The sequence below is a fragment of the Agromyces protaetiae genome, assembly GCF_030866785.1.
Taxonomy (GTDB): Bacteria; Actinomycetota; Actinomycetes; order Actinomycetales; family Microbacteriaceae; genus Agromyces; species Agromyces silvae.
In genome coordinates this window covers 2178724-2196990 of record NZ_CP133018.1, presented here as the reverse complement: position 1 = coordinate 2196990, position 18267 = coordinate 2178724, and the positions used below count along the sequence as shown (strand labels likewise).

Below are 18267 nucleotides of genomic sequence, written 5' to 3'. Positions count from 1 at the left end.
CCGGGGCTCAGAAAGTGGAGAAAGCCTCCAGGGCGAAACGAGGTACGTACTGCTGCGTGCAGCTACGCACTCCTACGCATTCGCCTCGTTTGGATCAGACGCCGTAGTACAGCTCGAACTCGAAGGGGTGCGGGCGCTGGGCCAGGGGCTTGAGCTCCTTCTCGCGCTTGTAATCGATCCAGGTCTCGATGAGCTCCTTGGTGAACACGCCGCCCTCGAGGAGGAAGTCGTGGTCGGCCTCGAGCGCGTCGAGCACGAGGTCGAGCGAGCCGGGCACCTGGGGGATCGACTTGGCTTCTTCGGCTGGCAGCTCGTAGAGGTCCTTGTCGACCGGCTCGTGCGGCTCGATGCGGTTCTTGATGCCGTCGAGGCCCGCCATGAGCTGCGCGGCGAATGCGAGGTACGGGTTGCCCGAGGCATCCGGCGCGCGGAACTCGATGCGCTTGGCCTTCGGGTTGGTGCCCGTGATCGGGATGCGGATCGCGGCCGAGCGGTTGCCCGCCGAGTAGACGAGGTTGACCGGGGCTTCGAAGCCGGGCACGAGGCGGTGGTACGAGTTCACGGTCGGGTTGGTGAACGCGAGCAGTGCCGGCGCGTGCTTGAGGATGCCGCCGATGTACCAGCGCGCGAGGTCGGAGAGGCCGCCGTAGCCCGCCTCGTCGTAGAACAGCGGCTTCCCGTCGTTCCACAGCGACTGGTGCGTGTGCATGCCCGAGCCGTTGTCGCCGAAGAGCGGCTTCGGCATGAACGTGGCGGTCTTGCCCCACTGCTCGGCCGTGTTCTTCACGATGTACTTGAACTTGAGGATGTCGTCGGCCGCGTGCACCATCGTGTCGAAGCGGTAGTTGATCTCGGCCTGACCGCCCGTGCCGACCTCGTGGTGGGCGCGCTCGAGGATGAGTCCGGCGTCGATGAGCTTCAGCGAGATGTCGTCACGCAGGTCGGCCTGCTTGTCGACGGGGGAGACGGGGAAGTAGCCGCCCTTGAAGGGGGTCTTGTTGGCGAGGTTGCCGCCCTCTTCCTTGCGGCCGGTGTTCCAGGCGCCCTCTTCGGAGTCGACCGAGTAGAAGCTGCCGTTCTGGGTCACCTCGTAGCGAACGTCGTCGAAGATGTAGAACTCGGCCTCGGGAGCGAAGAACGCGGTGTCGGCGATGCCGGTCGAGGCGAGGTACTTCTCGGCCTTCTTGGCGACCTGGCGCGGGTCCTTGGCGTAGATCTCGCCGTTGCGCGGGTTGTAGATGTCGAACACCATGATGAGCGTGCGCTCGACGCGGAACGGGTCGATGTAGGCCGTCGACACGTCGGGGATCAGCTGCATGTCGGACTCGTGGATGTTCGCGAAGCCGCGGATCGAGGAACCGTCGAACAGCTGGCCGACCGTGAAGAACTCCTCGTCCACCGTCGCCGCCGGGATGTTGAAGTGCTGCTGCACGCCCGGGAGATCGGTGAAACGGATGTCGAGGAACTTGACGTCCGTCTCTTTGATGAACTCGAGGACTTCAGACGAATCTTTGAACATGTGACGACGCTCCAAGCGGTGGGGATCGGCGGGGGACCTCGCAGAGGCGCCTCCGACGCTAGCCGGGAGCGGTTTCCCGGCCATGACGCGAATGTTTCGGCCATGTTACGCGACGGAAGGATCGGTAGAATCGACGGATGCCCGACCCGCAACGCATTCCGAACGAGCCGGCCTCCACGTCGGGCGGCGTCGAACCCAGTCGATGGCCCGGCGAGCGGCTCGGCCTTCCCGCTGAGGGCCGTGGTTCGATCGGTCGCATCGGTCGCCGCATCGGAGCCCTCGCGATCGACTGGGCCATCGCGCTCCTCGTCGCCATGTTCTTCGTACCCTACGAGTCGCCGCTCCACGGGTGGGTCACGCTCGGCGTCTTCGTGGTCATGCAGATCCTGTTCATCCCGACCATCGGCGGGAGTGTCGGGCACCGCCTCGTGGGCCTGAACGTCGTGCCGCTCATGGGGGGCTGGATCGGCCTGTGGCGGCCCGTCGTGCGCACGCTCCTGCTCGCGGTCGTCATCCCCGCTCTGGTGTGGGACTCCGACCAGCGCGGCCTCCACGACAAGATCGCGGGCACGCTCATCATCCGCTCGTAAGGCACCGGATCCGCGCCTGACACACGAACGGATGCCTCGCGCGTCGCGCGAGGCATCCGTGTCGTGTGGGTCGCTGGTCAGCGCATGCGGCCGCGCTGCGCACGGACCTTCATCGGGTCGATGCCCTTCGGGATCGGCAGCGAGTTCTGCAGCGAGTTGAGCCGGTTCGACACGGCGAGCACCTCGGGCTTGGTCAGCACCTTCTTCGACTTCCGGAGCGTCGCGCCGAGGCGGTGCAGCTCGACCGAGTCGTCGCCATGCCCCACCGTGAGCAAGCGGATCGGCACGTTCGGCAGCACACGCGCGACCTTGCGCTGCTCATCCTTGAGCATGCGCTCGGCGCGGAACGCGTCGCCCTCTCCGATCAGCACGATGCCGCCACGGCCGACCGCCCGGTACACCGCGTCCTGCGTCTTGCCGTTCACGGCGACGGGCATCTCGTTGCCCACCCAGCCACCGCGGAGCCCGCTGCGCAGCACCGCGCCGACCGCACCGGGCTGGCCGTCGATCTGCGAGTACGCGGCCCGCTCGGCACGCCGGCCCAGGATGATCATGGCCAGCAGCAGGCCGGCGAGCGCACCGGCCACGACCCACAGGGCGATGGTGAAGCCGTTGCCTCCGCTCAGCCAGATCGCGAGGCCGAGGGCGACGATGACGGGCGCGAGGAACGCGAGGAGCATCAACCAGGGCGCCGTCGTGTCGTACCGGCGGGTCATCTGGAAGACCTGCCACATCTGCTTGAGGCGGCCTGGCTCCTTGGGGGCGGACGAGCGGTCCTTGGTGCGTGCCATAGGGTCCAGGATACCGGCGTTGACACGACTCCCGAACCGTTCGAACACGGGTGGGGCGCGGCGCCCGCGCGGCCCACGCGATCGGTGACGGATGTCTCAGCCCACCGCCTGCTCGAATCCGTTCGACGCATCGGCGAGATGGGCGAGGCCGGCCGGGATCGCCCGCCCTCTGGCGCGCATCGACTGCGCCCAGAGCCGCCCGGCGCGGTACGACGAGCGCACCAGCGGGCCCGCGAGCACGCCGAGGAATCCGATCTCCTCGGCCTCGGCCTTGAGCTCGATGAACTCCTCTGGCCGTACCCATCGGGCGACCGGAAGGTGCCGGGGGCTCGGGCGCAGGTACTGCGTGATGGTGACGAGGTCGGTCCCGGCGTCATGGAGGTCGCGGAGCGCCTGTGAGATCTCGGCGCGCTCCTCGCCCATGCCGAGGATGAGGTTCGACTTCGTGATCAGCCCGGCGCGGCGGGCCGCGCTGAGCACTCCGAGCGAACGCTCGTACCGGAAGGCCGGCCGGATGCGCTTGAAGATCCGGGGCACGGTCTCGACATTGTGCGCGAACACCTCGGGCTCGGCCGAGCACACCTCGGCGACGTGCTCGGATCGGCCCGAGAAATCGGGCACGAGGATCTCGACGCCCGTGCCCGGCGATCGCCCGTGGATCGCCCGGACGGTCTCCGCGTAGAGCCAGGCCCCTTCGTCGGGCAGGTCGTCGCGCGCGACGCCCGTGACCGTGGCGTAGCGCAGCTGCATGCGCTGCACGGACTCGGCGACGCGGCGCGGCTCATCGCGGTCGTACTCAGCAGGTCTGCCGGTGTCGATCTGGCAGAAGTCGCACCGCCTGGTGCAGTTCGCGCCGCCGATCAGGAAGGTCGCCTCTCGATCCTCCCAGCACTCGTAGATGTTCGGGCAGCCGGCCTGCTGGCAGACGGTGTGCAGATCCGCGCCCTGCACGAGTGCGGTGAGCGCCCGGTACTCGGGGCCCATCTTCGCCCTGGTCTTGATCCACTCGGGCTTGCGTTCGATGGGCGTCTGGGCGTTGCGGACCTCGAGGCGGAGCATCCGCCGGCCGTCCGGAGCGGCGCTCACGCGGCGACGCCCTCGAACTCGGCGTCGAACCTTCGCTGCAGCGGTGCGATCACTTCGAGAGGCTGCACGGTGCGACCGAGCACGCGCGAGATGGTGGTGACGCCCGCATCGCGGATGCCGCACGCGACGATCCGGTCATACGGATCGGTCGAGTTGGAGCAGTTCAGCGCGAATCCATGCATCGTGACGCCCTCGGCGACCCGAATGCCGATCGCCGCGATCTTCTCCAGGTGCGTCGAGCCGACCCACACCCCTGAGCGACCTGCGACCTGCCGGCCTTCGAGGCCGAGGTCGGCGAGCACGCCGATGAGCACCGACTCGAGCCGACGGACGTAGCCGACGACGTCGAACGGCTCGGCGAGCCGGAGGATCGGGTAGCCGACGAGCTGCCCCGGTCCGTGCCAGGTCAGCTTGCCACCGCGATCGACGTCGACGACAGGGCTGCCGTCGTCCGGTCGCTCGTCGGGCGCGGTCCGGGTGCCCGCGGTGTACACGGACTCGTGCTCCAGGAGGATGACGGTGTCGGGGGAGGCCCCCGCGACGACCGCCCGATGAAGGGCGCGCTGGAGGGCGAGGCCCTCGCTGTATGGCACGGAGTTGGCGCTTAGCCCCGTGACGACATAGTCGAGCATCGGGCCAGTCTAGATGTCGACACATCCTCAGGACGCGCCCTCCACAGGCCGATCCCGCTGGCATCGGCTCCCAGATCGGCAGGACGGCTACGACGGATGCCTCGAAACGGCGCACACTCGTCGGCATGCGCCGTCGTTCCCGTACCCCGCCAGATCCGCCCGAGGAGCCCTCGTCCGCCGAGACCGCCAAACAGCCAACCGGGGGCGACGCCGAGCGGCTCGCGGGCTATCGCCTCGTGCGGCGCATCGCCACGGGCGAGCGAGCCGACGTCTATCTCGCCGCCACCGTGGAGCGGCCGGGGCAGCCGCCGGGCGAGCCGACCGCGGAGTCCGCCGATCAGCGCGGCGGACTGGTCGCCATGCGGGTCTACGACGCTCACGCCGATGCCGAGGCGATCGCGACCGAGGTGGAGGCGATGGCGATCGCACCGTCGCTGCCCGCGCTGGTCGACCTCGCCACCCTGGCCGACGGCCGCACCTGCGTGGTGGTCGAACGCCTCGCCGGACCCACGCTGGCCGCGATCGCCGTCGGCCGCGGACTCACCGCGGGCGAGGCGGTGACGGTGCTGGCGCCGATCGTGGTGGCGGTGCATGAACTCGAACGGCACGGATTCGCACACGTTCGCCTGGCGCTGTCCGACGTGATGTTCGACGCCTCAGGCCGGCCGCGCGTGATCGGCACCGGCGGACTGCGGCGACTCGACACGATCGCCGACGCCCCCGGCGGGCGCACGGCTCTCGTCCGGGAGATGTATGGCGCGCTCGGCCGGCTCGTCGCCGACGTCTCGGCCATGACCCGCCCACCGGGTGCACTCGACCCGGTCAGACACCTGCTCGACGAACTGCTCGCCGTGCGCCCGTTCCGCACGAACGCCGACGAGCTCGAACGCATGTTGTTCGCGGTGGCGGCGCCGGCGCCGGTCGCGGTCGGCTCGGCCTCGTTCGAGCGGGCCGGCGGCGGCCGCCGACACCGCGTCGAGGATCCGAGCGGCCACGCGCCACCCGTGACGACGGCCGGCGCGCTCGCGTCATCTGCCGAGCGCGCGGCGCGGTCGCCGGCGGCCAGGTCGTCGGAACGCGGAGCGCTCGGCGTGGAGGATGAACTCGCCCCGCCGCGCAGCTGGCTTCCGCGGAGCCTCTCCTCGTTCCACGGCGTGATCCACGAGACCCTGGCCGATGGCGAACCACAGCGTGCGGGGCCGAGCCGCGCGGGGGCGCTCCGTGCACGGTTCCGCGGCGCGCTCGCGGGCCGTCGGGCCGTGCTGGTCGTCGGCGCACTGGCGGGCGGCGCCGCACTCGTGCTGGCGCTCACGCTGGTGCCGCCCGCCGATCCGTCCACCGCGGAGCACGAGGGGTCCGCGACCGCGGTGGCGTCCGTGCCCGCAGCGTCCGCCGTGGCTGCTGGAGCCGCCGCCGAGCCCGAGGGAGCGGCGCCGCCCAGCGATCCGGCACCGGGCGAGGCCGGGGGCGGAGTGCCGGCCACCGATACCGAGACCGATGCGGCCGCGGCGGCGATCGAACTCCTCGCGGTCCGCGCGCAGTGTTTCGCCGAAGCTGACGCCGCCTGCCTCGACGCGGTGCTGCAACCGGGGTCGGGTCTGGATTCCGCCGATCGGGCGCTGATGGCCGCGGTGCAGACGGGTGACGCTGACGCGCCTCCACCTGAGCTCGCACCCGACGGCGCGCGGGTCACCGGGGAGATGGGCGGGGCCTGGCTGGTCGAGATGCCGTACCGCGAGCCTGAACGAGAACCGGCCTCGGTCCTCGTGATGAGGAGCGAGGCCGGTTGGCGTCTGCGGGAGATCTTCGGCTAGATGCCGAGGTCGTCCTCGAAGTCGCCGTGCTCGAGGCGGTCCTTGACCGCGCTCAGGAAGCGCGCGGCGTCGGCACCGTCGATGATGCGGTGGTCGTAGGACAGCGCGAGGTACACCATCGAGCGGATCGCGATGGTGTCCTGCCCGTCGGCCTTGAGGACCACGGGTCGCTTGACCACGATGCCGGTGCCGAGGATCGCCGTCTGCGGCAGGAACACCACCGGCGTGTCGAACAGCGCGCCGCGCGAGCCGGTGTTGGTCAGCGTGAACGTGCCGCCGGAGAGCTCATCGGGCTTCAGCTGGTTGTTCCGCGTGCGGTCGGCCAGGTCGGCGATCTGAGCGGCGAGCCCGGCGATGTCGAGCTCACCCGCGTCACGGACGACCGGCGTGAGCAGACCGCGCTCGGTGTCGACCGCGATGCTGAGGTTCTCGCGCTCGGGGTAGACGATCGCGTCGCCGTCGACCGTGGAGTTGATGATCGGGTAGGCCTTGAGCGCCTCGACGGCGGCCTTCGCGAAGAACGGCAGGAAGGAGAGCTTGTTGCCGGTCTTCGCCTGGAAGTCGCCCTTCACCTGATCGCGGAACTGCGCGACCCGTGTCACGTCGACCTCGACGACCGAGGTCAGCTGCGCCGTCGACTGCATCGAGACGACCGCGCGCTCCGCGACCACCTTGCGGAGACGCGTCATGGGCACCGTGGTGCCGCGCAGGGGCGAGGTCTCCAGCTGCGGGCGCGCCGGAGCTGCGGCGGCCGCGGACTGGCCGCCCTGCGCCTGCAGCACATCCTGCTTGCGGATGCGACCGCCGACGCCGGTGCCGGTGACGGACGCGAGATCGACACCCTGCTCGTTCGCGAGCTTGCGGACGATGGGCGTGACGTAGCCCGAACCACCTGCGTGGGCGCCGCTCGACGGCGCGGCAGCGGCGGGAGCGGGTGCCGGCGCAGCCGGAGCAGGAGCGGGCGCAGCCGGAGCGGGTGCCGGCGCAGCCGGAGCGGCCGCGGGTGCCGGCGCGGCCGGAGCCGGGGCAGCTGCAGGTGCCGGCGCAGCGGGTGCTGCAGCAGGGGCAGGAGCAGCGGGTGCAGCCGGCGTTTCCGTGGCGGGCGCTTCAGCGGCCGGTGCTTCCGCGGCCGGTGCCTCGGCGGCCGGTGCTTCCGCGGCGGGTGCCTCGGCGGCGGGTGCTTCCGCGGCGGGTGCCTCGGCGGCGGGTGCCTCGGCGGCGGGTGCTTCCGCGGCGGGTGCTTCCTCGGCGGGTGCCTCGGCACCCGAGCCGTCACCGATCGTGACGAGCGCGGTGCCGACCTCGACGGTCTCGTCCTCCTGGACGAGGATCGCCTCGATGACACCGGCGACCGGGGATGGGATCTCGGTGTCGACCTTGTCGGTCGAGACCTCGAGCAGCGGCTCGTCGACCTCGACACGGTCGCCGACGTTCTTCAGCCAGCGGGTGACCGTGCCTTCAGTGACACTCTCACCGAGTGCCGGGAGGCTGACGGATTCGCTCATGCGCTTGTCTCCTTCACAGCGTGGGACGCCTTCTAGCTTATTGCAGTGGTGGTGGCGCTCAGAGCGCGTGGAGCGGCTTGCCCGCGAGCTTGAGGAATGCCTCGCCCAGCGCCTCGTTCTGCGTCGGGTGGGCGTGGATGAACGGCGCGACGTCTTCGGGGTACGCCTCCCAGTTCACGGCGAGCTGGGCCTCACCGATGAGCTCGCCGACGCGGGCACCGATCATGTGCACGCCGACGACGGGGCCGTCGTTGACGCGGACGACCTTGATCGAGCCGCTGGTCTCGAGGATGTGGCTCTTGCCGTTGCCCGCGAGGTTGTAGTCGTACGACGAGACCTGGTCGGCGCCGAACTTCTCGGCCGCGCGTGCCTCGGTGTAGCCGACCGACGCGACCTCGGGGTCGCAGTAGGTGACCTTCGGGATGTTCACGTCTTCGACCACGATGGGGTTGAGGCCGGCGATCTCCTCGGCGACGAAGATGCCCTGCTGGAACCCGCGGTGGGCGAGCTGCAGACCCGGCACGATGTCGCCGACGGCGAAGACGTTCGGCACGTTCGTGCGCAGGCGCTCGTCGGTGATGACGAAGCCGCGGTCGATCGTGAGACCGGCTTCCTCGAAGCCGAGGTTGGCGGTCACGGGGCCGCGGCCCACCGCGACGAGCAGGTACTCGGCCTCGACGGTGTCGCCGTTCTCCAACGTGACGACCACGCCGGACTCGTTCTGGGTCACGCTCTGGAAGCGGACGCCCAGCTTGTACTCGATGCCGCGCTTGCGGAACGCGCGCTCGAGCTGCTTCGAGATCGACTCCTCCTCGTTCGGCACGAGGTGGGGGAGCGCCTCGACGATCGTCACCTCGGCGCCGAACGACTTCCAGACGCTCGCGAACTCGACGCCGATGACGCCGCCGCCGAGCACGGCGACGCGATTGGGGACGACATCGAGCTCGAGCGCCTGCTCGCTCGTGATGACCCGGCCGCCGATCTCGAGGCCGGGAAGGGAGCGTGAGTAGGAACCCGTCGCCAGCACGAGGTCCTTGCCCGTGTACCGGTCGTCGCCGACCTGCACGGTGGTGCCGCCGACGAGGCGGCCCTCGCCCTCGACGACCGTGATCTTGCGGGCCTTGATGAGGCCCTGGAGGCCCTTCCACTTGCTCGCGATGATGTCGGAGCGGTAGGTCGCGACGCCCGCCATGTCGATGCCGTCGAAGGTCGCCTGGACGCCGAACTTCGCAGATTCGCGCGCATTGTCGGCGACCTCGGCGGCGTGCAGCAACGCCTTCGTCGGGATGCAGCCGCGGTGCAGGCACGTGCCTCCGAGCTTGTCCTTCTCGATCAGCGCGACGGTGGAACCGAGTTCCGCGGCGCGAAGCGCCGCCGCGTATCCGCCGCTGCCGCCTCCGAGGACGACGAGGTCAAAGTTCTGCTCGGACAAACGGATTTCTCCCTTGCGATCGGCCTGCCGCACGGACCGCGCCCGAATCGTGCTCGGGCGCGGGCTGCTGGGACGTGATTTCGCCCCACACGACCTTACTACCTGGCTGCGAGGTCCTCGCCCAGGCGCACGAGCGTCCGGACCGCCACGCCCGTCGCACCCGGCCCGGTGAAGCCCCAGCCACCGCCCGTGTGATCGGCGGGACCCGCGATGTCGAGGTGCGCCCACGGGATTCGCGCACCCCCGTCGACGCGTCCGACGAACTCGCGGAGGAAGACGCCGGCGAGCAGCATGCCGGGCACGACGGTGCCGAGCTTCGTGTTCACGAGGTCGGCGACCTCCGACTTCAGCAGCGGCCGCAGGTGGTCGGGCAGCGGCATCGGCCAGACCGCTTCGTCGACCGCGTCTGCGGCCGACCTGACCTGTTCGACGAGCCCGTCGTCGCCCATCAACCCGCTGATGCGGTGGCCGAGGGCGACGACCTGCGCCCCGGTCAGCGTCGCCACGTCGATGATCGCGTCGGGCTGTTCGGCGCTCGCGGCGTCGAGTGCGTCGGCCATGACGAGCCGGCCCTCGGCATCGGTGTTCAGCACCTCCACGGTCTTCCCGCCGTGGATGCGCAGCACGTCGTTCGGCCGGAGCGCGGTGCCGGAGGGCAGGTTCTCGGCGAGGCACAACCAGCCGACGACCCGAACGGGCACCTCGAGGCGCGCGAGCGCCACGATCGCCTCGAGCACCGCGGCCGCGCCGGCCATGTCGCCCTTCATGCCCACCATCGATGCGCCGGGCTTCAGCGAGAGCCCGCCCGAGTCGAACGTGATCCCCTTGCCGACGAGCGCGAGCGTGAACTCGGCGGCCTCGGGTGCGTACTCGATGCGCACGAGCCGTGGCCCTCGGGCCGACCCCTGACCGACGCCGACGAGGCCGCCGAAGCCATCGGCGCGGAGCTCGGCGTCGTCCCACACCCGGGTCTGCAGCCCCGCGTCGTCAGCGAGCCGCGTCGCGATCGAGGCGAACGCCTCGGGGAAGAGCTCGGCCGGTGAGGCGTTCACGAGGTCCCGCGTGCGAGCCACGGCTTCGGTCACGATCGACACCCGGTCGACGCCGATCGCCTCGGCCGAGAGCGCGGTGTGCGCCGTGAGTCGCTCCGCGCCGCGCTTGGGCTCTGAACGGTATTCGTTGTAGCGGTACGCGCCGAGCGCGGCACCCTCGAGCGCCGCCGCGACGGCCTCGGCGGGCAGCTCCGACGCGGCGATGGCCACATGCCCGACGTCGTTGAGCGCGCGCAGTGCGGCCCCCGCGGCGAGACGGACGCCCGAGGCATCCGCCCGCTCTCCGACGCCCGCGACCGCCACGATGCGCGCGCCGCGCTCGCGGCCGGCCAGGTCTCCGCGGCCCGCGAGCCGGGTCACCTCTTCCGCGGCACCGGAGGCGCCCAGGGCGCGCAGCTCGGCCGTGACCCACTCGAACTCGGACGGCGCGACCAGCTGCGGCCCGTCGTCGCCGGTGGTGGCGAACACCACCAGCACGTCGGCGGGACTGTCGGAGACCGGGGAGGCGCTGAGCTCGAGCGAAGGGATGGGCATGCACCGATGCTACGTGTTCGCTCTCGGCACACCCTCCCGCCGTGGCATCCGGCCGACCCTGCTTCGCCGCCTCAGTACGCTGGAAGCATGCGCGATCCCCGTTCCCTCTACGAGTTGAACCCGGATGTCCGGGTGCCCGAGGGGCTCCCGCTCGTCGCCGGGCTCACGGGCTTCGCCGATGCCGGCGCGGCGGTCGCGCAGACCACGGAGTACCTGCTCTCGACCCTCGATTCCACCCTCGTCGCGATGTTCGACGCCGACGAGCTGCTCGACTACCGCGCCCGCCGCCCGATCATCCTCTTCGAGGGCGACCACCTGGGCGACTACCGGCCGCCGAAGCTCCAGCTGCGGCTCGCACGCGACGAGATCGGGCAGCAGTTCCTGCTCCTCACCGGCTACGAACCCGACTTCCAGTGGAACCGGTTCGGGGCCGCGGTCCTCGGACTCATCGAAGATCTCGGCGTGTCGACGGTGACCTGGATCAATGCGATCCCGATGCCCGTGCCGCACACCCGGCCGATCTCGCTCACGGTCAGCGGCAACCGCCCGGAGCTCACCGAGGCCATGTCGGTCTGGCGCCCCACCACCGAAGCGCCCGCGAACGCGCTGCACCTCGTCGAGTATCAGCTGCACGCGCTCGAGCGGCCGGTGACCGGGTTCGTGCTGCTCGTCCCGCACTACCTCGCCGACACCGAGTATCCGACCGTCGCGATCAGCGCGCTCGAGGCGATCAGCTCGGCGACCGGGCGGATCTTCCCGACCGACGCGCTTCGCGAACAGGGCCGCGAGTTCCGGGCTCGCATCGACGAGCAGGTCGCCGCGAACGCCGAGCTCGCCAAGCTCGTGGGCACGCTCGAAGAGCGGCACGACTCCTACATGGAGGACACCGTGCTGCGCTCCCCGCTCACCGACGAAGACGGCGAACTGCCGTCGGCTGACGAGATCGCGGCAGAGCTGGAGAAATTCCTCGCCTTCCGTCGGGGGCGCGACGACGACACGCCCCTGGGTGGCTGAGCGCGCGGGAATTCGCGGGCGTGCGCGGGCGTTGTGGGGAGAAGAGCGCGAGTTCGTGAGCCGCGTGACGCCGGGCCGGCACGTTCGAGGTGGCGTGCGCTGGTATAATTAACTGAGGACCCGTTCTCGTCCGTGCCGCGCGATCCCCGATCGCGATGTATACCGGTGGACTTGACATGGGTCCTCATAGTGTCCGAACACACCGGGTCCGAGCTCACGCGTCCGACGCCCGGGCGCAGGCGACCGCGCGAAGGTGAAGAGAGGTCGAACATGGCAACGAAGTCCGCAACGGCGGCGAAGGCTGAGGCCGAAGCAGCCGCGACGGCGAAGGCCGCGACGAAGCCCGCTGCGAAGACGGCGAAGACCGCCGGGAAGGCGGCGGCGTCGACCGCGTCGAAGACCCCGCGCACGGCGACGGCGAAGGCGGCGACGAAGACGAAGGGTCGGGGCAAGGCGAAGGCCGACTCCGAGCTCGACGACGACGAGGTCGAGCCCGAGGAGGTCGACGAGGCCGTGGTCACGGCCGACGACGGTACGACCGAGGGTGCGGCCACGGCCGACGACCACGACGGCGACGAAGAGGCCGCGCCGATCCCCGTCGAGCCGCACCCGACCGGTGCGCTCGTCCTGCGCGCGACCGACGACGAAGACGAAGTCCCCGTCTATTCGACGACGATCACGGGCGCGACCGCTGACCCCGTGAAGGACTACCTCAAGCAGATCGGCAAGGTCGCGCTCCTGAACGCGGCCGAAGAGGTCGAGCTCGCGATGCGCATCGAGGCGGGTCTGTTCGCCGAAGAGAAGCTGTCGCACATGAGCGACACCGAGAAGCGCACGCAGCTCGGTCGTGAGCTGCAGTGGGTCGCGAAAGACGGTCAGCGTGCCAAGAGTCACCTGCTCGGCGCGAACCTCCGCCTCGTCGTCTCGCTCGCGAAGCGCTACACGGGCCGCGGCATGCAGTTCCTGGACCTGATCCAGGAGGGCAACCTGGGCCTCATCCGTGCCGTCGAGAAGTTCGACTACACGAAGGGCTTCAAGTTCTCGACGTACGCCACGTGGTGGATCCGCCAGGCGATCACCCGCGCCATGGCCGACCAGGCGCGCACCATCCGCATCCCCGTGCACATGGTCGAGGTCATCAACAAGCTCGCCCGCGTGCAGCGGCAGATGCTGCAGGATCTGGGTCGCGAGCCCACGCCCGAAGAGCTCAGCCGCGAACTCGACATGACCCCTGAGAAGGTCATCGAGGTGCAGAAGTACGGCCGTGAGCCGATCTCGCTGCACACCCCGCTCGGTGAGGACGGCGACAGTGAGTTCGGTGACCTGATCGAGGACACCGAGGCGGTCGTCCCGGCCGACGCGGTCGGCTTCACCATGCTGCAGAAGCAGCTCGAGTCGCTGCTCGACTCGCTGAGCGAGCGCGAGGCGGGCGTCATCCGCATGCGCTTCGGGCTCGGCGACGGCATGCCGAAGACGCTCGACCAGATCGGCGACACGTTCGGCGTGACGCGTGAGCGGATCCGCCAGATCGAGTCGAAGACGATGGCGAAGCTGCGCCACCCGTCCCGCTCGCAGTCGCTGCGCGACTACCTCGAGTAGGCCGCCAGTGCGATACGCGCCGGCGATCCTCGTCGGCCGGTTCGTCAGGTTCCTCGCCCGGCTGCGCAAGCCGGGCGGGGGATCTGCCGTGCCGGGGCTCGTCGTCAACAGGATCGCTCCGCGGTATCTGACCCGCACCCTGTCGGGGTTCCCGCAGGGTCTCGTCGTCGTGTCCGGGTCGAGTGGCAAGTCGACGACGACGAAGATGCTGGTCGCGATCCTGCGCGCACACGGCGTCGACGTCTTCACGAACCCGTCGACGGCGAACATCAGCCAGGGGCTCACATCCGCGCTGCTCGAGCGGGCCGACTGGCGTGGCCGCGTGCCCGGCGACGTCGCGGTGCTCGAGATGGACGAGGGGCACGGCGCGGTCGTCATGCGCGGCGTCGACGCGCGCATCGTCTCCCTCACGAACGTCATGGTCGATCAGATCGACCGATTCCACGACTCCGAGATGGTCGTCACGATGCTCGGCACGATCGCGTCGCGCGCCCGGGAAGCGGTCGTCATCAACGCCGACGACGCCGCGCTCGAACGACTGGCCACGCGCCTCGCGCCCGGCGTCGCGGTGCATCGCTACGGCGTTGCGCACGGCGTGCTGGATGCCTCGTCGCGGGGTCTCGGCTACGCCGAGACCGCCGGATCGCGCTTGGCGCCCGGTGCGGGCGTGGTGGTCGAGCACGTCGATGGCCGTCGTGCGGAGCTCGCCGACGGCGGGACATCCGTCGCCGTGGAGCTGCCCGCCCGTGGCACGCATTACGCGGTCGACGCCGCAGCGGCCTACTCGACCGCCCGAGCCGCACTCGGCGCCCGTTTCGACGCCGAACTCGCCGCGACCGCGCTGAGCTCGATCCCCGCCGTGTTCGGTCGCGGTGAGCGGGTCACCGTGCGCGGGCACGAGGTCGAGTTCGTGCTCGTGCAGAACCCGGCGAGCTATCAGCTGAACGTCGACGGCATCGAGCCCGGCACCGAGCAGATCCTGTTCGCGATCGGCTCGGACGTGCGCGATCCGTCCTATTTCTGGCCGACGGATGCCTCGGCCCTCGGCCGGGTCTCGATCGTGAGCGGGTCCAAGGCCCATGAGGCCGCGCTCATGCTCACCTACGACGGCGTCGAGGTTGATCGCGTCGAACCCGACCTCGCCCGAGCGGTCGACGACTTCCTCGCGACGCCCGCGCCGCAGCGCGGCGTGAAGACGATCGTGTTCACGGCCGATGCCATGCGACGCACCCGCGCACATCTCGGACTCACGGGAGCCGACCAATGACCCAGAGTGCACCGGGCTTCACGATCGTCACGCTCGTGCCGTCGCTGCTCGACACGAACGGCGACGCGCAGAACGCCGCAGTGCTCGCCCGGCGGCTGCACTGGGCGGGACACGACGCGCGGGTCGTCGCCGTCGAAGACGGCAGCGGGCTGCCCGACGAGGTCGACGCCGTGATCGTCGGCTCCGGCAACGACTCCACCCTCGAGCCCGCGCGCGAACGCCTGCTGACGATGCACGACGAGCTGCGCCGGTGGGGCACCGAGGGTGTGCCGATCCTGTCGGTCGGCACCGGCTGGGAGCTGCTGAGCTGGGGCGTCGAATTCGCCGACGGGCGCACCGTCGAAGGGCTCGGGGTGCTGCCGGGGCGTGCGGTGCCGCGGAGTGCCGGCCGGGCGACGGGCGATCTCGTCGTACGATCGCCGCGCTTCGGGCACCTGGTCGGATTCGAGAACCACGCACGCGAATACGTGCAGGCCGAGGCGTCGCCGCTCGGGCGGATCGTCGCAGGCGTCGGCAACGGCCGCGACGCCGGTCAGGAGGGCGTCGTGATGGGCTGGGTGCTCGGCACGCACCTGCACGGCCCGGTCCTCGCGAAGAACCCGGCGATGGCCGACGCGATCGCGGCCGAGATGGCGAGCCGTGCCGGCGTCGGCTACGAGCCGGGGGAGCGCACCGCGGTCGTCGACGGGTACGCCGAGGAGGCGCGACGCGCACAGCTCCGGGCCGCAGGGGTGGCGCTGCCCGCCTGACGCCGGCGGCGAATCGTCGCCGGCGACGCACGGTTGCCGGCGACGCACGGTTGCCGGCGACGCACGGTTGCCGGCGACGCACGGTTGCCGGCGACGCACGGTTGCCGGCGAGGAACCGACGCCGACGACCAACCTGTCGACGATGAACCGAGGCAGACGACGAACGCCCCGCGTGAGCGGGGCGTTCGTGACGAAAGAGGTCGCGGGTCAGTCGCGCGAGTCGACCAGAAGGCGCGAGCTCTCGTCGTGCCAGCTCTGGGCGACCTCGGAGAGCTTCTCCTGGTGCTTGCGACCGTGGTGTGCGCAGAACAGCAGCTCGCCGTTCTGCATCTCGACCTTGATGTACGCCTGCGCGCCGCAGGCGTCGCACCGGTCGAGCGCCGTGAGCTCGTACGGGGCCTCGGCTTCGACCGCACCGGTCGTCTCGGTGTACTGCGTCATGGCTCCTCCTCCAACTCACGTTCGCGTGTGTTCGTGCATCCATGAAAACACGTGGAGGCTGAGTGGTCGGGCCGCTTGACGGGCATTTCGCTCAGCGCGTAGTGGCTGACCGGCGATGTGGGTGACGGGAAGTAGACTCAACCGCCGTGAGCTCCGATTATTCTGCCCGCCATCTCTCCGTCCTCGAAGGCCTCGAGGCGGTGCGCAAGCGCCCCGGCATGTACATCGGCTCGACCGACTCGCGGGGCCTCATGCACTGCCTCTGGGAGATCATCGACAACGCCGTCGACGAGGCGCTGGCCGGGCACGGCACGTCGATCGAGGTGATCCTGCACGCCGACGGCAGCGTCGAGGTGCGCGACCACGCGCGCGGCATCCCGGTCGACGTCGAGCCGAAGACCGGGCTCACCGGCGTCGAGGTCGTCTTCACGAAGTTGCACGCCGGTGGCAAGTTCGGCTCGGGCTCGTACTCCGCCTCCGGCGGCCTGCACGGTGTCGGCGCATCGGTCGTGAACGCGCTGTCCGAGCGACTCGACGTCGAGGTCGACCGCGGCGGCAAGGTCTGGGCGATGTCGTTCCACCGCGGCGAGCCCGGTCGATTCGCCGACGACGGCGCGCCGAGCCCGTCGTCGGCGTTCAGCGCGTTCGAAGAGGCGAGCGAGCTGCGTGTCGCCGGCAAGGTGGCGAAGGCGGTCACCGGCACGCGAGTGCGGTACTGGGCCGACCCGCAGATCTTCACGAAGGGTGCGCAGTTCCAGGTCGACGAGCTGCTCGCTCGGGCGCGGCAGACGGCGTTCCTCGTTCCCGGTCTCGCGATCACGGTGATCGACGAGCGCGGCGAGGAGCGTGAAGAGCACCGCTTCCAGTTCGACGGCGGCATCTCCGAGTTCGTCGACCACCTCGCGACCGACGGGCCCATCACGGGTACCTGGCGGCTCTCGGGCGACGGCCGGTTCACCGAGACGGTGCCGGTGCTGAGCGCTGCCGGGGCGATGATCCCGACCGAGGTCGAGCGACAGGTCCACGTCGACATCGCGCTCCGCTGGGGCACCGGGTACGAGACCGTCATGCGAAGCTTCGTGAACATCATCGCGACACCGAAGGGCGGCACGCACCAGGCCGGGTTCGAGCAGGGGCTGCTCAAGTTCCTCCGCGCGCAGGTCGAGCAGAACGCGCGCCGGCTGAAAGTCGGCAACGACAAGCTCGACAAAGACGACGTGTTGGCCGGCATGACGGCGGTCCTCACCGTTCGTCTCGCCGAGCCGCAGTTCGAAGGGCAGACCAAAGAGGTGCTCGGCACGCCCGCCGTGCGGTCGATCGTGTCGTCGGTCGTGGCGAAGACGCTCGGCGAGCGGTTCGCGTCGACCAAACGCGAAGACAAGGCGCAGACCGCCCTCCTGCTCGAGAAGGTCGTCTCCGAGATGAAGGCGCGCATCTCCGCGCGCACCCACAAAGAGACGCAGCGCCGCAAGAATGCGCTGGAGTCGTCGTCGCTGCCGGCGAAGCTCGCCGATTGCCGCTCCACCGACGTGGCGCACAGCGAGCTCTTCATCGTCGAGGGCGACTCAGCCCTCGGCACCGCCAAGCTGGCGCGAGACAGCGAGCATCAGGCGCTGCTGCCCATCCGCGGCAAGATCCTCAACGTGCAGAAGGCGTCGGTCTCCGACATGCTCGGCAATGCCGAATGCGCCGCGATCATCCAGACGATCGGTGCCGGGTCGGGCCGAACGTTCGACCTCGCTCAGGCACGGTACGGCAAGGTCATCATCATGAGCGACGCGGACGTCGATGGCGCGCACATCCGCACGCTGCTGCTGACGCTGTTCTTCCGCTACATGCGGCCCATGATCGAGGAGGGCCGCGTGTTCGCGGCGGTGCCGCCGCTGCACCGCGTCGTCGTGCAGAACCCCGGCTCCAAGCCGAACGACACGATCTACACCTACTCCGAGGCCGAGTTGCAGGCTGTGCTTGCCGATGTGAAGCGTCGGGGCAAGAAGTACCAGGACCCGATCCAGCGGTACAAGGGCCTCGGCGAGATGGACGCCGATCAGCTCGCCGAGACCACCATGGACCGCCAGCACCGCACCCTGCGCCGGGTCGGCGTGGCCGACGCCGAGCAGGCCGGCCGCATCTTCGAACTGCTCATGGGCAACGAGGTCGCGCCGCGCAAGGAGTTCATCGTCGACAGCGCGAGCGGGCTCAGCCGCGACCGCATCGACGCCTGAGCGCCGGCGCACGACAG

15 protein-coding genes are annotated in these 18267 nt (G+C 70.1%); 7 read left to right on the top strand and 8 right to left on the bottom strand.

The window, feature by feature from the left end; all coding sequences use genetic code 11:
• Positions 1-94: 94 nt before the first annotated feature.
• Positions 95-1519, bottom strand: a complete 1425-nt coding sequence (glnA, locus tag QU602_RS10180) for a type I glutamate--ammonia ligase (RefSeq protein WP_308796333.1) — start codon at positions 1517-1519, stop codon at positions 95-97.
• Positions 1520-1656: 137 nt separating this feature from the next.
• Here glnA and QU602_RS10175 point away from each other — a divergent pair, with 137 nt between their 5' ends.
• The gene (locus QU602_RS10175; RefSeq protein WP_308796332.1) at positions 1657-2109 is read left to right on the top strand and encodes an RDD family protein; all 453 of its coding nucleotides are present in this window, start codon (positions 1657-1659) and stop codon (positions 2107-2109) included.
• Positions 2110-2186: 77 nt separating this feature from the next.
• Here QU602_RS10175 and QU602_RS10170 read toward each other — a convergent pair whose 3' ends face one another.
• The 3 genes from QU602_RS10170 to lipB form a co-directional block, all read right to left on the bottom strand.
• On the bottom strand, positions 2187-2900 hold the full coding sequence (locus tag QU602_RS10170) for a DUF4191 domain-containing protein (protein ID WP_308796331.1): 714 nt from the start codon (positions 2898-2900) through the stop codon (positions 2187-2189).
• A 96-nt stretch (positions 2901-2996) separates the two neighbouring features.
• On the bottom strand, positions 2997-3986 hold the full coding sequence (gene lipA, locus QU602_RS10165) for a lipoyl synthase (protein WP_308796330.1): 990 nt from the start codon (positions 3984-3986) through the stop codon (positions 2997-2999).
• Complete coding sequence (gene lipB, locus QU602_RS10160) at positions 3983-4618, bottom strand: lipoyl(octanoyl) transferase LipB (RefSeq protein ID WP_308796329.1); 636 nt, start codon at positions 4616-4618, stop codon at positions 3983-3985. The genes lipA and lipB overlap by 4 nt, the downstream gene beginning before the upstream one ends.
• A gap of 125 nt (positions 4619-4743) precedes the next feature.
• Between lipB and QU602_RS10155 the strand changes: the two genes are divergently transcribed.
• Positions 4744-6432, top strand: a complete 1689-nt coding sequence (locus tag QU602_RS10155) for a serine/threonine-protein kinase (protein ID WP_308796328.1) — start codon at positions 4744-4746, stop codon at positions 6430-6432.
• Here the strand turns inward: QU602_RS10155 and sucB are convergent.
• From sucB to QU602_RS10140, 3 genes are all read right to left on the bottom strand, one after another.
• Positions 6429-7937 (bottom strand): 2-oxoglutarate dehydrogenase, E2 component, dihydrolipoamide succinyltransferase, encoded by a 1509-nt coding sequence (gene sucB / locus QU602_RS10150; RefSeq protein WP_308796327.1) that lies wholly within the window; start codon positions 7935-7937, stop codon positions 6429-6431. The two genes, QU602_RS10155 and sucB, sit on opposite strands and share 4 nt — an antisense overlap.
• 58 nt (positions 7938-7995) lie before the next feature.
• A complete protein-coding gene (gene lpdA / locus QU602_RS10145; protein WP_308796326.1) occupies positions 7996-9369 on the bottom strand; it encodes a dihydrolipoyl dehydrogenase in 1374 nt (457 codons plus the stop codon).
• Positions 9370-9467: 98 nt separating this feature from the next.
• Complete coding sequence (locus QU602_RS10140; protein ID WP_308796325.1) at positions 9468-10955, bottom strand: leucyl aminopeptidase; 1488 nt, start codon at positions 10953-10955, stop codon at positions 9468-9470.
• Between the two features lie 87 nt (positions 10956-11042).
• Between QU602_RS10140 and QU602_RS10135 the strand changes: the two genes are divergently transcribed.
• The 4 genes from QU602_RS10135 to QU602_RS10120 all read left to right on the top strand — a co-directional run bounded on the left by QU602_RS10135 (position 11043) and on the right by QU602_RS10120 (position 15584).
• Positions 11043-11969, top strand: a complete 927-nt coding sequence (locus QU602_RS10135) for a proteasome assembly chaperone family protein (RefSeq protein ID WP_308796324.1) — start codon at positions 11043-11045, stop codon at positions 11967-11969.
• A 270-nt stretch (positions 11970-12239) separates the two neighbouring features.
• Positions 12240-13568, top strand: coding sequence for an RNA polymerase sigma factor (locus tag QU602_RS10130; protein ID WP_373692798.1), 1329 nt, complete (start codon positions 12240-12242; stop codon positions 13566-13568).
• Between the two features lie 7 nt (positions 13569-13575).
• Positions 13576-14835, top strand: a complete 1260-nt coding sequence (locus QU602_RS10125; protein ID WP_308796321.1) for a Mur ligase family protein — start codon at positions 13576-13578, stop codon at positions 14833-14835.
• Positions 14832-15584 carry a type 1 glutamine amidotransferase gene (locus QU602_RS10120; RefSeq protein WP_308796320.1) on the top strand — a complete coding sequence of 251 codons (753 nt, stop codon included), beginning with the start codon at positions 14832-14834 and terminating at the stop codon, positions 15582-15584. Before QU602_RS10125 ends, QU602_RS10120 begins: the two co-directional genes overlap by 4 nt.
• Before the next feature lie 207 nt (positions 15585-15791).
• Here QU602_RS10120 and QU602_RS10115 read toward each other — a convergent pair whose 3' ends face one another.
• Positions 15792-16025: a DUF7455 domain-containing protein gene (locus tag QU602_RS10115; protein WP_308796319.1), complete on the bottom strand. Its 234-nt coding sequence runs from the start codon at positions 16023-16025 to the stop codon at positions 15792-15794.
• 146 nt (positions 16026-16171) lie between these two features.
• Between QU602_RS10115 and QU602_RS10110 the strand changes: the two genes are divergently transcribed.
• Entirely contained in the window at positions 16172-18250 is a 2079-nt protein-coding gene (locus QU602_RS10110; protein ID WP_308796318.1) for a DNA gyrase/topoisomerase IV subunit B, read from the top strand.
• Positions 18251-18267 lie beyond the last annotated feature (17 nt).

Coding starts and splice junctions, on each gene's coding strand:
- QU602_RS10135 (WP_308796324.1), top strand. CDS start 11,043: ATGCGCGATCCCCGTTCCCTCTACGAGTTGAACCCGGATGTCCGGGTG.
- QU602_RS10130 (WP_373692798.1), top strand. CDS start 12,240: ATGGCAACGAAGTCCGCAACGGCGGCGAAGGCTGAGGCCGAAGCAGCC.
- QU602_RS10170 (WP_308796331.1), bottom strand. CDS start 2,900: ATGGCACGCACCAAGGACCGCTCGTCCGCCCCCAAGGAGCCAGGCCGC.
- QU602_RS10175 (WP_308796332.1), top strand. CDS start 1,657: ATGCCCGACCCGCAACGCATTCCGAACGAGCCGGCCTCCACGTCGGGC.
- QU602_RS10155 (WP_308796328.1), top strand. CDS start 4,744: ATGCGCCGTCGTTCCCGTACCCCGCCAGATCCGCCCGAGGAGCCCTCG.
- QU602_RS10120 (WP_308796320.1), top strand. CDS start 14,832: ATGACCCAGAGTGCACCGGGCTTCACGATCGTCACGCTCGTGCCGTCG.
- sucB (WP_308796327.1), bottom strand. CDS start 7,937: ATGAGCGAATCCGTCAGCCTCCCGGCACTCGGTGAGAGTGTCACTGAA.
- QU602_RS10115 (WP_308796319.1), bottom strand. CDS start 16,025: ATGACGCAGTACACCGAGACGACCGGTGCGGTCGAAGCCGAGGCCCCG.
- lipB (WP_308796329.1), bottom strand. CDS start 4,618: ATGCTCGACTATGTCGTCACGGGGCTAAGCGCCAACTCCGTGCCATAC.
- QU602_RS10140 (WP_308796325.1), bottom strand. CDS start 10,955: ATGCCCATCCCTTCGCTCGAGCTCAGCGCCTCCCCGGTCTCCGACAGT.
- glnA (WP_308796333.1), bottom strand. CDS start 1,519: ATGTTCAAAGATTCGTCTGAAGTCCTCGAGTTCATCAAAGAGACGGAC.